This is a genomic window from Polaromonas sp. P1_E11, assembly GCF_056405995.1.
The window spans coordinates 979,196-994,047 of sequence record NZ_JBFUBA010000002.1; the positions used below are offsets into that span (position 1 = coordinate 979,196).

The 14,852-nt window shown below is 61.2% G+C and carries 9 protein-coding genes; 1 reads left to right on the plus strand and 8 read right to left on the minus strand.

Annotated features, from left to right (window positions below):
- Positions 1-11 precede the first annotated feature (11 nt).
- The 6 genes from AC1D11_RS12180 to AC1D11_RS12205 all read right to left on the minus strand — a co-directional run bounded on the left by AC1D11_RS12180 (position 12) and on the right by AC1D11_RS12205 (position 4,627).
- Positions 12-755 (minus strand): lysophospholipid acyltransferase family protein, encoded by a 744-nt coding sequence (locus AC1D11_RS12180; RefSeq protein ID WP_477648320.1) that lies wholly within the window; start codon positions 753-755, stop codon positions 12-14.
- Between the two features lie 14 nt (positions 756-769).
- Entirely contained in the window at positions 770-2,077 is a 1,308-nt protein-coding gene (locus tag AC1D11_RS12185; protein WP_477648319.1) for a dihydroorotase, read from the minus strand.
- Positions 2,078-2,096: 19 nt separating this feature from the next.
- The gene (locus tag AC1D11_RS12190) at positions 2,097-3,059 is read right to left on the minus strand and encodes an aspartate carbamoyltransferase catalytic subunit (RefSeq protein ID WP_092131839.1); all 963 of its coding nucleotides are present in this window, start codon (positions 3,057-3,059) and stop codon (positions 2,097-2,099) included.
- A gap of 61 nt (positions 3,060-3,120) precedes the next feature.
- Complete coding sequence (gene pyrR, locus AC1D11_RS12195; protein WP_477648318.1) at positions 3,121-3,624, minus strand: bifunctional pyr operon transcriptional regulator/uracil phosphoribosyltransferase PyrR; 504 nt, start codon at positions 3,622-3,624, stop codon at positions 3,121-3,123.
- Positions 3,621-4,043: a Holliday junction resolvase RuvX gene (gene ruvX, locus AC1D11_RS12200; RefSeq protein ID WP_477648317.1), complete on the minus strand. Its 423-nt coding sequence runs from the start codon at positions 4,041-4,043 to the stop codon at positions 3,621-3,623. Before ruvX ends, pyrR begins: the two co-directional genes overlap by 4 nt.
- The gene (locus tag AC1D11_RS12205) at positions 4,040-4,627 is read right to left on the minus strand and encodes a YqgE/AlgH family protein (RefSeq protein ID WP_457281035.1); all 588 of its coding nucleotides are present in this window, start codon (positions 4,625-4,627) and stop codon (positions 4,040-4,042) included. Before AC1D11_RS12205 ends, ruvX begins: the two co-directional genes overlap by 4 nt.
- Before the next feature lie 135 nt (positions 4,628-4,762).
- Between AC1D11_RS12205 and AC1D11_RS12210 the strand changes: the two genes are divergently transcribed.
- Positions 4,763-6,208, plus strand: a complete 1,446-nt coding sequence (locus AC1D11_RS12210) for a cryptochrome/photolyase family protein (RefSeq protein WP_477648316.1) — start codon at positions 4,763-4,765, stop codon at positions 6,206-6,208.
- 85 nt (positions 6,209-6,293) lie between these two features.
- Here AC1D11_RS12210 and AC1D11_RS12215 read toward each other — a convergent pair whose 3' ends face one another.
- Together AC1D11_RS12215 and AC1D11_RS12220 are read right to left on the minus strand one after the other, a co-directional pair.
- On the minus strand, positions 6,294-12,461 hold the full coding sequence (locus AC1D11_RS12215; RefSeq protein ID WP_477651224.1) for a hybrid sensor histidine kinase/response regulator: 6,168 nt from the start codon (positions 12,459-12,461) through the stop codon (positions 6,294-6,296).
- Between the two features lie 68 nt (positions 12,462-12,529).
- A complete protein-coding gene (locus tag AC1D11_RS12220) occupies positions 12,530-14,821 on the minus strand; it encodes a methyl-accepting chemotaxis protein (RefSeq protein ID WP_477648314.1) in 2,292 nt (763 codons plus the stop codon).
- Positions 14,822-14,852 lie beyond the last annotated feature (31 nt).

Genomic DNA, 14,852 nt, shown 5'->3' on the forward strand with positions numbered 1-14,852 from the left:
CGCCGGCCACTTTACCCTTGCGTCTGCCTTAGATGCTCAATGTCTTCCCGCAGCGTCTGCGCCCACACCCGGCGGGTCTGGCCTTGCGGGGCCTGCGCCTGGCCAAAGGTGACCACCGCCTTGAGCGGCGGCGCTGTAAGGGTCCGCCAGATTGATCCGACCAGGGTTTCGTCATCCACATAACTGGGTGCAAAGCTGGTTGCGCCACTGGCGGCGTCGATGAATTTCAACGCCACCGGCTGCACTGGCACCGAAGCTTCAATGGCGGCCTGGATGAGGTTGGCGTGAAAGTGCTTGAGCGTGATGCCGTCGCCCGTCGTGCCTTCGGGGAACACCGCCAGGATGTCGCCTGCGCGAAGACGGTCCGCCATTTGCGTGACGACGCGGTGGGCGTCGCGCCGCGACTCGCGTTCGATGTACAGGGAGCCTGCGCCGTCGGACAGCGTGCGTACGAAGGGCCAGTCCCGCACATCCGCCTTGGAGACAAAGCGGCAATGGCGCGAGGCATGCATCACCAGGATGTCCAGCCACGAAATATGGTTGGCCACCAGCAGCACCGGGCCGGTGGCCGGCGGCGTGCCTTTGACCACCAGTTCAATGCCCACGATGCGCAGCATGGCCCCGGCCCATGCCTGCACGCGGGCCTCCTGCTCAGCCTGGGGCAGTTTGGGGAAAGCAGTCTTGATCGTCCAGAAACCCTGGACGGCGTGCACGGTGGCGCGCAACAAGGTCCCACAAAAGTGAAGCCATTTCATACGGAAGCAGCGCCTCAGTGCGAAGCGCCAGGAGCTTCATAAGCGAGCTGTCCGCCCACGATCGTCCAGCGCACGCGCGCAGGCATCTGGTGGCCCGAGAACGGTGTGTGCTTGCCCTGGCTGCGCAAAATGCTGGGCTCGACCGTCCACTCGCCGGCGGGATCGAACACGCAGATGTCGGCCACGCCACCCTTGACGAGTTGCCCCGCGCTGGCCTGCAGCGTGCCGAGCGCACTGCCCAGCACCCGCGCGGGTTCACTCGTAAGCACCGCCAGTGCGCGCTGCAGACCAGCATCGCTGTCAGTACCCCATTTGCAAGCCAGGCCCAGCAGCAACTCAAGCCCTGTGGCGCCCGGCTCGGCTTCGGCAAAGGGCAAGGTTTTGGCGTCTTCGTCGACGGGCGTGTGGTCTGACACCAGCGCGTCGATGGTGCCGTCGGCCAGGCCCTGGCGAATGGCGTCGCGGTCGCGCTGCTGGCGCAGCGGCGGGTCCAGCCGCATGCGGCTGTCGAAGTAACCGATGTCCACGTCGGTCAGGTGCAGGCTGTTGATGCTGACATCGCAGGTCACGGCCAGGCCTTCTGCCTTGGCCTTGGCCACCAGCGCTACGCCCGCGGCGCTGCTGATGCGGCAGAGATGTACGTGCGCGCCGGTGGCCCGCACCAGCTCGAAGATGGTGTGCAGCGCGATGGTTTCGGCGGCGACGGAGACACCGCTCAGGCCCAGGCGCGTGGCCAAAGCGCCGCTGGCAGCCACGCCGCTGCCCAGGTACATCTCTTGCGGGCGCAGCCAGACGGTGTAGCCGAAGGTCGATGCGTATTGAAGGGCGCGCATCATGACTTGTGTATTGGCCAGCGGCACTTCGGCCTGGCTGAAGCCGACGCATCCCGATTCCGTCAGCTCGACCATCTCGGTCAGCGTCTCGCCTTTGAGCCCTCGCGTGAGCGCGCCCAGCGGGAACACGCGCGACTGATGCAGCTTCTCGGCGCGGAACTTGAGCATCTCGACCAGGCCGGGCTCATCGAGCACCGGGTCGGTATCAGGCGGGCAGACCAGGCTGGTCACACCACCGGCAACGGCTGCTGCCAGTTCGCTTTCGAGCATGCCTTCATGCTCGTGGCCGGGTTCGCGCAAACGTGCCGATAAATCGATGAGGCCGGGTGCCACGATGCAGCCGGTCGCATCAATCGTCTTGTTGGGCGCGAAATCGGCGGGTGAGCTTTTGAGCGAGACGATGCGGCCTGCGGCAATCGCCACATCGCAAACTTCGTCGAATTTGGAGGCGGGGTCAATGACGCGGCCGTTTTTGATGAGTATCTTCATTCTTTTTTTCTCCGGGCGTTCAGGCTTCGTTTCCGGCGACTATGCTCATCACCGCCATTCGGACGGCGATGCCGAAAGTCACTTGCGGCAGGATCACACTTTGCGTGCCGTCGACGACAGCCGAGTCGATCTCCACGCCGCGATTGATGGGGCCGGGGTGCATGACGATGGCGTCGGGTTTGGCCAGTTGCAGTTTTTCGGTGGTGAGGCCAAAGCTCTTGAAGAACTCCTGGCTGCTGGGCAGCAGCGCCCCCGACATGCGTTCGTTCTGCAGCCTGAGCATGATGATCACGTCAGCACCCTTGATGCCTTCTTCGAGTGTGTTGCAGACGCGCACGCCCATCTGCGCCATGTCGGCCGGGACCAGAGTCTTGGGTCCAACCACCCTAACCTCAGGGCAACCCAGAGTGGTGAGTGCGTGGATGTCGGAACGCGCCACACGCGAGTGCAGCACATCACCGACGATGGCGACCGTGAGCTTGCTGAAATCTTTCTTGTAGTGCCGGATGGTGTACATATCGAGCAGGCCCTGCGTGGGGTGCGCATGGCGGCCGTCGCCGGCATTGATGACGTGTACATGCGGTGCAACGTGCTGGGCAATCAGGTAGGGTGCGCCCGATTCGCTGTGACGCACCACAAAGAGGTCGGCGGCCATGGCGCTCAGGTTGGCGATGGTGTCGAGCAGCGACTCACCCTTGGAGGCCGAGGAGCGCGCGATGTCGAGGTTGATGACATCGGCCGACAGCCGCGTGGCGGCGATTTCGAAGGTGGTGCGGGTGCGGGTGGAGTTTTCAAAGAAGAGATTGAAGACACTCTTGCCGCGCAGCAGCGGGACTTTTTTGACTTCGCGGTTGTTGACGCTGACGAAGTTGGCGGCGGTGTCGAGGATCTGCGTCAAGGTGGCCTTGGGCAGGCCTTCAATCGACAGCAGGTGGATCAGCTCGCCGTTTTTGTTGAGTTGCGGATTTCGTCGATACAGCATGTGATGGACTCCTTGGGGTCTCTTGATTTTTGTGTCTTGGTTTCTTGATTTTGTTGGCCGATCAGCCCTGAACCTGGAAGCTGAACTTGCCGTCTTCTGCGCGGGCCAGCTCAAGCGACTGCGAAGAGGGCAAGGCCACGCGCGCCACGGCCAGGTCAGGCTGCACCGGCAGCTCGCGCCCGCCCCGGTCTACCAGCACGACCAGCTTGACGCTGGCAGGCCGGCCGTAGTCAAACAGCTCGTTGAGCACCGCACGGATGGTGCGGCCGGTGTAGAGCACGTCGTCGACCACGACCAGGTGGGCTCCGTTCACGTCAAAAGGCAGCAAAGTCTGCCCACTGGAGGCCAGGCCCCGCTGCGAGAAATCGTCGCGGTGCATGGAGGAAGACAGCACGCCTGCCTCACCCTCCAGGCCCAGGTCTTTTTGCAGGCGCTGCGCCAGCCAGGCGCCGCCGGAGGCCACGCCGACCAGCTTGGGCTGCAAGGGATAGGACGCCAGTTGCTGGCGCATGCCGCGCAGCAGGTCGCTGTATAGCGCCTCCGCGTCAAGGGTCAGGCTGCTCATGGGAAACTCCTTAAAAACTGCTCGAGGATGATGCAGGCCGAGGCCGCGTCGGCATCGACTGCGCCGCCGGCGAGTGCCTCGGTGGTGCTGTAGCGCTCATCCACCTCAAAGACCTGCAGACCGAAGCGCCCGCGAAGCTGGCGGGCGAACTTCTGCGCCCGCGCGGTATTGACGTGGCTGGCGCCGTCGGGATGGAAGGGAACACCGACGACGAGGGCGTCAGGCTGCCACTCCTTGATACGCGCCTCGACGGCCTTGAGGCGGGCGTCGCCGCCTTCAGCGGCAATGGTGGGTTGGGGCGTGGCGGTGCGGGTTAGCACGTTGCCGGTGGCCACGCCGGTGCGCTTGAGACCGAAGTCGAAAGCCAGAAAGGTTTGGAGGCCAGTGGCCCGAGGGGAAGGCATGGCCGCAAGGCTCATGCGTGACCGGCCTCGGGAGAGAGCATCCAGCTTTGCAGGCCCAGCAGCATGAGCGCCTTGTCGTAGCGTTGCTCTACCGGTGTGTCGAAAATCACGCCGACATCGGCAGCGACCGTGAGCCAGCTGTTGTCCGAGATTTCGGATTCCAGCTGGCCTTCACCCCAGGCAGAATATCCGAGGGAGACGAACACCCTGCGCGGGCCAGCGCCCGTGGAGAGCGCTTCCAGTACGTCTTTGGAGGTGGTCATTTCGAGGCCGCCAGGAATCGTCATCGTCGATGCATAGACCGATTCGTTGCCGGGCATCATGGATTCGTGGAGCACAAAGCCCCGTTCGGTCTGGACCGGGCCGCCCTGGAATACCGGGGATTGGGTCAGGTCGTCGCGCCGCAGAGGCAACTCGACCTTGTCGAACAGGTTCTTGAGGTTTATATCGCTGGGCTTGTTGATGACCAGCCCCAGCGCACCCCGGTCGCTGTGTTCGCACATGTACACCACGCTCTTGGCAAAAGCTTCATCATCCATCCCCGGCATGGCAATGAGGAAGTGGTGCGTGAGGTTGATCGATGCAGAATCCGTGGCCATGGCGGGATTTTACGCCGGACGGGACGGCGCGGGGAGCCCACCCTGCCGGCCACCCGCCAATCCGCGGGGATCTAAGGCCGGATAGCCGCTTTTCGCTACGATGGCCGGATGCACAAGAAGTATGAAACGGGGTTAATGTGGTTCAGGCGCGACCTGCGGGTTCAGGACAACGCTGCTCTGTACCACGCGCTGAAGTCATGTAAGCAGGTGTATTGCGCGTTTGTTTTTGACAAAGCCATTCTGGAAGCTTTGCCTCGAGTTGACCGCCGCGTGGAATTCATACGGGAATCGGTACTGAGCCTGGACGGCCAGCTGGAGAAGCTGGGCGCTGCGGCTGGCAGCCTCGGTGCCGGCCTGTTGACGGCCCATCACGATGTCGTGGACGCGGTGGTGCGGCTGGCGGCAGAGCTGAGAGCCAATGCCGTCTTTGCCAATCACGATGACGAGCCGCAGTCACTGGCGCGCGACGCCGCAGTACAAGCGGCGCTTGAGGCCGGGGGCAAGGCCTTTTACAGCTTCAAGGACCACGTTATTTTTGAACGCCAGGAGTTGTTGACCCTGGCGGGCAAGCCTTACACCGTGTTCACGCCCTACAAAAATGCCTGGCTGAAGAAGGTGGACGATTTTTACCTCAAAGCTTATCCCGTCGAAAAGTACGGTATGGCCTTGGCGGCGGTATCGGCAAGCAGGCGCCCTGTGCCATCGCTGGGCGAGTTGGGGTTTCGGGCCAGCAACCTGTCGGCACTGAAAATCCCCACGGGCAGTGAAGGCGGTGCCCAGCTTTTTGGGGATTTCATTGGCCGCATGGCGCAGTACAAGGAGGTACGGGACTTCCCGGCCGTCAAGGGCCCGAGTTACCTGGGCGTGCACCTTCGGTTCGGCACGGTGTCGATACGGCACATGGCTGCGTTCGCTTTAAACGCTGCAAATCGAGGGAATGAAGGTGCCGCCACCTGGCTCAGCGAATTGATCTGGCGTGATTTCTACGCGCAGATCCTTGCCAATTTTCCGCACGCCGGCGGCAGCGCGTTCAAGCCGGACTATGACGCGATTGCGTGGGAAAGCGGCGAAAAAGCCGTGGCGCTGTTTCAGGCTTGGTGCGAAGGCCGGACGGGCTACCCGCTGGTGGACGCGGCAATGGCCCAGATCAACCAGACGGGCTATATGCACAACCGCCTGCGCATGGTGACTGCCAGTTTTCTGGTGAAAGACCTTGGCATCGACTGGCGTTGGGGCGAACGCTACTTTGCCGAAAAGCTCAACGACTTTGACCTGTCAGCCAACAACGGCGGCTGGCAGTGGGCAGCAAGCACGGGTTGTGACGCGCAGCCTTATTTCCGCATCTTCAACCCGGTCAGCCAGAGCGAGAAGTTCGACGCCGCGGGTAAATTTATTCGCAAATACCTGCCGGTGCTGGCACAGCTGCCAGACAAGGCATTGCACAGCCCCTGGCTTGCGACACCGCTGGAACTGGCCGCCGCGGGTGTGGTGTTGGGCCAAAACTACCCGATGCCCATCGTGCAGCATGACAAAGCGCGGGCACTGACGCTGCAGCGCTATGCGGTCGTAAAAAAGGCCTGAGAGGAACCCTCAGGCCTTGCTATTATTTTAGGAGCTGCTTGCGCACGACCTACCTAGGTCACAGGCTTTTTTCTGCTTTTTTACCTCAGGCGGTTGCGGTGGTCTCGGCAGCGCAATAGTGGCGCACAAGGCTCATCAACTCTTCTTCAGAGAACGGCTTGCCCAAATAGTGGTCAACACCCAGTTCCTTGGCATGTTCACGGTGCTTCTCGGCGATGCGGGACGTGATCATGATGATGGGCAGGTTACTGAGGCGCACGTCAGCCCTGATGTTGCGCGCCAGGTCAAAACCATCCATGCGCGGCATTTCGATATCTGACAGCACCACGGCTGGCCGCTCTTCCTGCAGGCGTTCAAGCGCTTGCAGACCGTCGGCCGCCATGGAGACACGGTAGCCTTCACGCTGAAGCAGGCGTTGCGTAACCCGGCGAACCGTAATGGAGTCATCGACCACAAGAATCAACGGGATCTGCGGGGCGACAGGTGCCGCCATCGTCGTTTTCGCGACGCTGCCGCTGCCGCCGTCGGTGGTTGCCGCGGTAGCGCCGGAGCCTTCAAGCATGTGCGGCTCGGCCCGGTCTGAACTCCATGCGCGCGCCTGCTGGCCATACACGGAAGCCAGCGCAACCGGGTTGTAAATCAGCACGACCGCACCGGAAGCCAGCACTGACATACCGGCCAGGCCAGGCAAACGGGACAACTGGGGGCCCAAGTTCTTGACCACAACCTCCTGGTTGCCCAACACTTCATCGACGTGCAGGGCAATGCGCTGTGCGGCGCTTCGGAAGATCACGACCGGTGTGGTCTTGCCCTGGGCTTCGGCGCTGTGGTGCGAGGCCTGCAGCAATGCGCCGGACCAGAAGAAGGGCATCGACTCGCCGGCAATTTCCAGTGTGCCGGTGTTATAGGCCTGCTGCAGCTCTTTGGCCGAAGCGCGCCTGACGGTTTCCACCACGTTGGCAGGTACGCCGATTGAGAGATTGCCCGAGCGGATCATCACCACCTGCGTCACAGCAGTGGTCAGCGGGAGTACCAGCTTGAAGTGCGTTCCCTGACCGGCGACGGTGGAGGTTTCGATCCGGCCACCGAGCGCGTTGACTTCGGAGCGGACCACATCCATACCGATGCCGCGTCCTGCCAGCTCGGTCACCTGCGCGGCCGTAGAGAAGCCGGGCATGAAAATCAGGTTCGCGGCGTCGCCGTCTTCCAGCGGTTGATCAGCCGTGATCATCCCGAGGCTGATGGCCTTTTCGCGGATACGTGCCAGGTTCAGGCCAGCGCCGTCATCGCTGAAGTCAACCGAAACGTCGTTACCTTCCTGGCGCAAGTGAACGGTGATCAGGCCGACCGGGTCCTTGCCCGCATCGGTGCGAACCTGCGTACTTTCAATACCGTGGGCCACGCAGTTGCGCAGCAAGTGCTCAAAGGCCGGTGTCATACGGTCCAGCATGCCGCGGTCCATTTCCATGGTACCGCCCAGCAAGTCCAGGCGGACCTGCTTGCCGGTTTCCTTGGAAGCCTGGCGCACCACGCGGTACAAGCGCTCGGAGATGCCTTCGAACTCCACCATGCGGGTACGGAGCAAGTCGCGCTGCAGTTCTCGGGTCTGGCGAGCCTGCGCGATCAAGTCGTCTTCGGTGGCTTCCACCGTGCGCTGCAAGGTGCGCTGCACGGTTGCCACGTCATTTACCGACTCGGCCATCATTCGCGTCAGTTCCTGTACGCGGGTAAAGCGGTCGAACTCCAGCGGGTCAAACCCCGCCTGGGCTTCCTTGGCCTGAGCCAATCGCGACTGCATCTGAGTTTCAGCCTGCAACTCAATATCCCGTAGCTGCTGGCGCAAGCGGTTCAAGTTACCGCTCATGTCGTTCAGCGAGCCCCGGAGCTGGCTGAGTTCGGCTTCCAGCCGGGAGCGCGTGATCATGACCTCACCAGCCTGGTTCACCATGCGGTCGAGCAACTGGGAGCGCACACGGATCGAGGCGTTGGCCGCCTGTCGCAGCGGCTGCATGGCCATGGTCTGCGGCGCAGGCACGGTGAGCTTGCGGCCAGCACCGGCGGCAACCGGAGCGACGCTCTCGGCTGGAGTCTCCGGCGCATCCACTGCTGGAGCGGGCGTGTCTTGCGTGTTCGACTTCAGTACGGGCTCAACGGCAGCGATAGGCGCGATAGGCGCAAGCGTGACGGGGGCAGCCGCAGCAGCCGCATCAGCACGGCGCAAGGCCTCAAATGTCGCTTCCATGGCGTCAAAACGCGTCATCAGGGGTTCGAATTCCTGGGTTGAAGCCGCATCAGAGCCGAGATGCTCGATTTCGGACTCAATCCGGTGAGCCATTTCGCCTAGCCGTAATGCACCTGCCAGCCGGGCGCTACCTTTGAGCGTGTGGAGTGCGCGCAGGACTTCCATGCGTGCGCCCTGGTTATCAGGACGTGAAGACCACTGCCGCAGTGCGCCCCCCAGCTGGGGCATGAGTTCTGCAGCTTCTTCTTCAAAAATCGGGAACAAGTCGGGGTCGATCGCATCGACCGCATCGATTTCATCGTCCTCGTCCTCATCGAAGTTCGAGGTCACTGGTGCAGCCACGGTCGCTACCAGCCGGGCAGGCGGGGCGATGACAGCAGCAGTTGGGGGCACTGGCGTGACCTGCACGGGGATAGGCGTTTCAATTACCCGGGCCAGAGTCACTTCTGGTTCTGGTTCCAGTGAACGCACGGGCTCTGCAGAGATCGTTTCCACCTGCGCCGATTCGGGGGAGAAGTCGAAGTCGGAAAAATCATTACCCGGGGGCAAAACCGAATCAGAGAAGTCGAGTTGCTTCAGCCTGTCAAGAATGGTTGCATCCGCCTCCTTGAGAAACCCGGCGGCAAACTGGTGCAGAAGCCGGCGGATGTCTTCTGCGGCATCAACAAATACATGCCCATACCTGGCAGCGCCATTGCTGTGATGAGCGCTGGACTGCTGCAAAGCCTGTTCAAGCGCCCGAGCCATTTCAGACAGGGCATGGAACCCGACTGTCGCGGAACTTCCCGCGAGGGAATGCGCCAGGGCGACGGTAGAGGCGCTGACCGGTTGGTTCAGCTCGAGCGACCATTCCGCCACTTCGGTCACAAGCCGGCGTGACCACTCATCAGCTTCATTCAGATAGACGTTGTAAAGCGGAATTCCGATGCGCAAGGCTCCGATGACCTTGACCTGTTCGTCGCCATTGCCATCCAATGGCAGCACACTGTCAGCTCCATCGACCGCATCATCCGTCTTCGGCACTTCGGCAGCCTGCAGGTGTTGCGGCTGCCCCGCCAGCCCACCTTCGGCCGCTGGCAATTGTTGGTGCTCCTCTGGGGTGAAATCAAAGACCACAGGCGCCGGCTGTTCAGCCGCCGCAGCCTCAGCCTGAAAGTGCCTGTCAAAATCTGCGTCCGACAGTTCGATCGGCTCTGTTGCATCCATCTCCAGGGACGCGAACGGCTCCGCCGCAGCGGGCTGCGTTGACGCAGATGTTGTACCAGCCGTCGCGGAAACCGCGGACAGACTGCCGAAATCAATGCCTTCAATTTCTGCCACAGACGGACCTGCAGGCTCCAAGGGGTTCGCGGTCGCCGCTGTACCTTCCGCCTCAAACATGAGGTCAAAATCCAGATCCGTCACAACGGCCGGGTCGGTAGCAGGTTCAGCAGCAGCTTCGGGAACACCTGAATCCAGCTCCAGTTCAGGTGCCAACGCCATTGGCGTTGCTGCAGCCGCAGCGACCACAGGAACCTCGGCAGCGTCGACTACGGCAGTCACCAAGGGGCTGTAACGGCCCTCGGTGCGCATTGCATCGGCGCTGGCACGGAAGGTAGACGCCGACCACGAGCCATCGCGATTTCCTGCAATGTCTTCAATCCACTTTGCAAAACCGCCCATGGCTTCCAGCGACAAGGCCCGGAATTCATCCGTGGCAACCTTCTGGTCGGCCAGCCAACTATTGAGCATCTGCTCAAGCGACCACGCCGCTTCGCCGAACTCGTTGAGCCCCACCATGCGGGAACTGCCTTTGAGCGTATGAAAAGCACGCCGCAAAACAGTGAGTTGCGATACATCGGCCGGATCATTGACCAGTGCGGCCAAAGCTTGCTGGCCGTTGCCGACAACTTCGCGCGCCTCTTCAAGAAAGATGTCACGGAGGTCGTCTTCTTCAAAATCATCCGACGCGGCCGGGCTCTCAGGCGCCGCCTGCACCGGCGTTACGGCAAATGCCAAGGTCGTCAGCGCCTCCGCGGCAACACTCGCGTTGCTTCCGGAAACAGCGACGGCGGCTTCGCGCGCACTTTGGGCAAGCGCTGGCTGTTCGGCCAGCGCCGCATGCGTGGCCAGCGTGTCAAGTTTGAGCGTGAGGTTGTGGTCAGTTTCGCCAAGACCCGCATCCTGCACAACAGAAATAACTTCCTGTGACAGCACATCATTGTTGACCGTGACAGAGGTCGCCGCACTGGCGGCGTTCTGGGTACGGCCCATCAAAGGCTTGAGCTCACCTTTTTCCGCATCGTAAACAAACAGTTTCTTCGCCAGCGCCGGCTGGTAATTCAACATGTCAATGAGGAAACTCAAGGCGCCAAGGTTGTTGCCGAGGTGCTCGAATGTTCCAGCCGCACGCGCGAGCTGTTCATCAATTTCAGTGACCAGCATCTGCTCGACGCTGTCTCGCATGCGCAGCACGGCGTGCGAGGCCTGGTCAAGCCCCAGTACCGACAGCACGCCACGCATTTGTGAAAGCTGGCCGGGCACGGATTGAAGCGCGACTTTGTCCTGCGGGTTGCGGAAAAACACATCAAGTGATTTTTCAAGCTCACCCAGCGACACACGCAACTCACCGACGACACTGCCCATGGTCTGCTTGTCGCTGACCCGGCGATACAGCTCTTCCATCCAGCCTTCCAGAGGCTGTGGCTCGCCGCCTGCACGGACGCCTTCCAGCCGTTCTGCAAGATTGGCTGTTCTCACCGCGAGTTGGGGATCGTTGGGATCCAGGTCATCAAAAGCAGCTTCAAGGTAAAGCACCGAGGTGGCCACTTCCATGGCCAGTTCTATTCCAGGGGCCTGACCAGACCGGACCGTCGTATCCACGGCGCGAGTCAGCGCCTGCGCGAGTGGTTCGCTGGGCGGATGAAGCTTGAGCAGAGAATCCGTGACGAGGCTGAACTGGTCGGTCACGGACTTGAATTTATTGGCGTCCCCGGCGGAAAGTGACGACCAGGTTTCTTTCGCAGACGTGATGCGCTTGCGGGCCTGGGCTAGCAGAGCCGGATCAAAACGCCCGAACTGAACGAGCTCATAGTCCACCGGTTTGAATCGGTTGAGACCATAGGCTGACCGGACTGCCGAAAGCGCAGGCGTGTCGCTGGCACGGGGAGAAACAGCCTGCGAACAGAAGAAGAGCAAATCCTGCGCCAGCCGATCCGATACCCCCGTATCACCCTTGGCAAGCGAGGCATACTGCATCAGGATTCGTGATGCAGCTCGCCGCACATAGATGTCCGACCCGAGCAACTCATGCGCGACCGCTTCGAAATAGGCCGCCGCGATCTTCCAGAATATCCTGGGTTGGCGGTCCGCCTGTCTGGCCGCAAATCCGAGGCTGAGCTCCTTCATTTTTTTGGCTGCCTGCGGTGCCTTACCCTTCATGATTTGAAGCACCGATTGATCCATGACAGCGCGAGCACCATCATCGTAATTGCGGGGCTCCGCTGTCGTCGCCAGTTCAGGCTCCAGCCAGCGCCACTCAAGCGGCCACAAGTCAGCCGGATGAATGCGGTCGGCCCGCACCAATTCCTGCACATCACGGTATTGGGGGAAAAGCGAAACGGGCGAAACGGGCTTGTCGGCCAGCACACCTTCCAGATACTCGGTCAGCGCAAAACTGGCGCGCTCGATTTTGCCGGCAGCGTCCTGGCTGCATTGCTCAGGTTGCTGCACAAATTTCTGTACCGCAGCTTCCATCGCTCGCAACACCAAGGCTGGCCCGGCAAGGCCCACCATTTCAAGCGCGCCCACGGCCTGATGCAGTTGCTGCCGTGCGATACGCAACTGGCTGGCGTCAAGCGCCGCAAGATCGGACCCACGCGCAGCTTCTGCGTCCCGCACAAAACGCTTCAGTGCTTTAGCAGCACCGTCCAGCGACTTGCGAAGTTCGTCAAGTACCCAGGCCAGGGGGCCCAGGTCATTGACAGCGAGGTCGAGCTCGGCAGCTGTTGAGTTCGGGACGTTGGATTGCATAGATAACGGGCCGGTTCAGGAATCGGTGTCAGGGGCGAAAGCTGCGTTCAACGCACAACAAGCTGGCATCAGGCGATCTTGAATCGGGACACCGACTGGCGCAGCTCTTCAGCCATGCGGGAAAGGTCTCGCACCTGCTGTGCCGTGGAGCGGGTACCTTCCCCGGTCTGTTCCGTCACCGCAAAAATGTGCTGGATATTGCCAGCCACCACGTTCGCCGATGCGGCTTCGCGAGAGGCGGAGTTTGAAATCTGCTCAATCAGGTCAGCAAGGCGGCGTGACACCTGGTCAATCTCGGTCAGTGCGGTACCCGCGTTATCGGACAGCTTGGCCCCTTCAACCACACCCTGCGTGGAGCGTTCCATAGCGGCTACGGCATCCTGTGTGTCGGTCTGAATGGCTTTCACCAGGGCCGAAATCTGGCGTGTGGCATCTGCGGAACGTTCAGCCAGTCGCTGCACCTCTTCCGCAACCACCGAGAAGCCTCGTCCGGCTTCACCGGCTGACGCAGCCTGAATGGCGGCGTTCAGCGCCAGCACGTTGGTCTGTTCGGTAATGTCGGAAATCAGTTCGGTAATTTCACCAATCTCCTGCGAAGACTCACCCAGTCGCTTGATCCGCTTGGAGGTTTCCTGAATCTGGTCGCGGATGGAGTTCATACCGCCGATGGCGTTCTGCACGGCCTGCAGGCCGGATTCGGCGGCTGTCAGTGATTGGCGCGCCACCTGGGAAGATTCCTGCGCCTGTGTGGACACTTCGTTAATTCGGGATGCCATGTCAAGCACCGACTGGCCGGTTTCGCGAATCTCACGCAGCTGTTCGGTAGAAGCCGCCAGCAGTTCAGTTGAAGTGCTTTCCACCTGCGCCGTCGTCTGTGCAACGCGGGTAGCCGTGTTTTGCACGTTACCCACCAGCTGCCGCAACTCTTCCACCGTGTAGTTCACCGAGTCAGCGATGGCACCGGTAATGTCTTCGGTCACGGTCGCTTCCTGCGTCAAGTCGCCTTCAGCCACTGTCTGCAACTCATTCATCAATCGCAAAATGGCCGCCTGGTTGGCGTCATTGACGCGCTTGGCGTCCTGCTCTTGTCCTTTCGCTTCCTGTCGCTGGGTTTCAGCAACAGCCTGACGCTGCTTGCTGTCCTCCACCTGCAGCTTGGCCAGGCCGGCTGCGCACAATAGGGCAAAGGTAGCAGCACCCGCGAGGATGGCCAGTGACAAAACGCTCAGGCCGGTTTGCAGCGACAACTTGCCCTGCAAATCCTCAAGGCCGCGGCGAAGGGGCTCGCTGTCCGCAATAATCGAAGATTGCGCTTCACGGGCAGACACCAGACCCTGCAAGTTACCCAAAATGGCACCAGCTTGCACACGGGTTTGCTCATAGAGCGCCATCAGGGCTTCCAGCCGCTCGCGCGTTTGCGGATCTTTGGAGCCAGCCAGGCGCAACTCGGGGCTGCCTTCCTGCAAACCCTGCGCAATTTCCTTGAACGAATTCAAATCCTTGCCCAAGAGAAACACGGCTTCAGGGCTCACACCCTCCATGGTCAGAAACTCATTGGCAGACTTACCAATCCGCTGGGTCAACATCACCAGCTGACCGGATGCCGAAATTTCAGCCGGCGCCGCATTCTGCTGGAGTTTGAGTGACGAAACAGTTTCTGCAATTTCCAGCAAATCCGAAGACTGGCGGTTAATGGTGCGCAGAGCGTTACCCACCTGGGTCAGAATATTTTGCTGACCCATCACGGTTTTCGCGTTCTTTTCAGCACGCTCCATGAAAGGAGTGACCTTTTCCACGTCAGATTGCAGGTCATCGCTCACAGGCGCCAGACGCAGACTTTCTTCACCGGATTTCAGGCCGCGCACGGTTTTGGCCAGTACGTCAGAACTCTCACGCACGTCAGGGAAGGCCTGGGCGCTGCCCACCAGCGCCTGAGACACCGATTTCGCCAGACGCTGCGACTGCATCAATGACTGTCCGGTGGCCGCCACCTGTTGAGCCACTTTGTCCGCCTGGCTCAGTGCCAGGAAAGTCACCGTACCCAGGACAGCAACCGCGACGGCGAGGAAAAACACCAGCACCCGCTGATGCTGACCGATGGTCCTGCGGCCCAATAAAGGCAGACGCAGCAGCTCTTGATTTACCGCAGGTGCGCCGTCCTCGGCGTTCGCCATGCGGCTGGGCGCGAAAGCATCGTCATTACCACCCGGCTGCCGAATCGCTGCGGTCTGAAGCGCAGCCTGATCCATGGCTCCGGTCGCAAGAGGATCTGGCGTACCGACGGAAGCCATGTCCATGCTGTCCTCGGGCTGATCGGGCTTGGTTTTAAATAGCTTCTGGATATTTTCAATAACAGACATGGTGAGCCTTCCGGGAGAGAAACAGTGTGCG

Coding starts and splice junctions, on each gene's coding strand:
- AC1D11_RS12180 (WP_477648320.1), bottom strand. CDS start 755: ATGAAATGGCTTCACTTTTGTGGGACCTTGTTGCGCGCCACCGTGCAC.
- AC1D11_RS12185 (WP_477648319.1), bottom strand. CDS start 2,077: ATGAAGATACTCATCAAAAACGGCCGCGTCATTGACCCCGCCTCCAAA.
- AC1D11_RS12190 (WP_092131839.1), bottom strand. CDS start 3,059: ATGCTGTATCGACGAAATCCGCAACTCAACAAAAACGGCGAGCTGATC.
- pyrR (WP_477648318.1), bottom strand. CDS start 3,624: ATGAGCAGCCTGACCCTTGACGCGGAGGCGCTATACAGCGACCTGCTG.
- ruvX (WP_477648317.1), bottom strand. CDS start 4,043: ATGAGCCTTGCGGCCATGCCTTCCCCTCGGGCCACTGGCCTCCAAACC.
- AC1D11_RS12205 (WP_457281035.1), bottom strand. CDS start 4,627: ATGGCCACGGATTCTGCATCGATCAACCTCACGCACCACTTCCTCATT.
- AC1D11_RS12210 (WP_477648316.1), top strand. CDS start 4,763: ATGTGGTTCAGGCGCGACCTGCGGGTTCAGGACAACGCTGCTCTGTAC.
- AC1D11_RS12215 (WP_477651224.1), bottom strand. CDS start 12,461: ATGCAATCCAACGTCCCGAACTCAACAGCTGCCGAGCTCGACCTCGCT.
- AC1D11_RS12220 (WP_477648314.1), bottom strand. CDS start 14,821: ATGTCTGTTATTGAAAATATCCAGAAGCTATTTAAAACCAAGCCCGAT.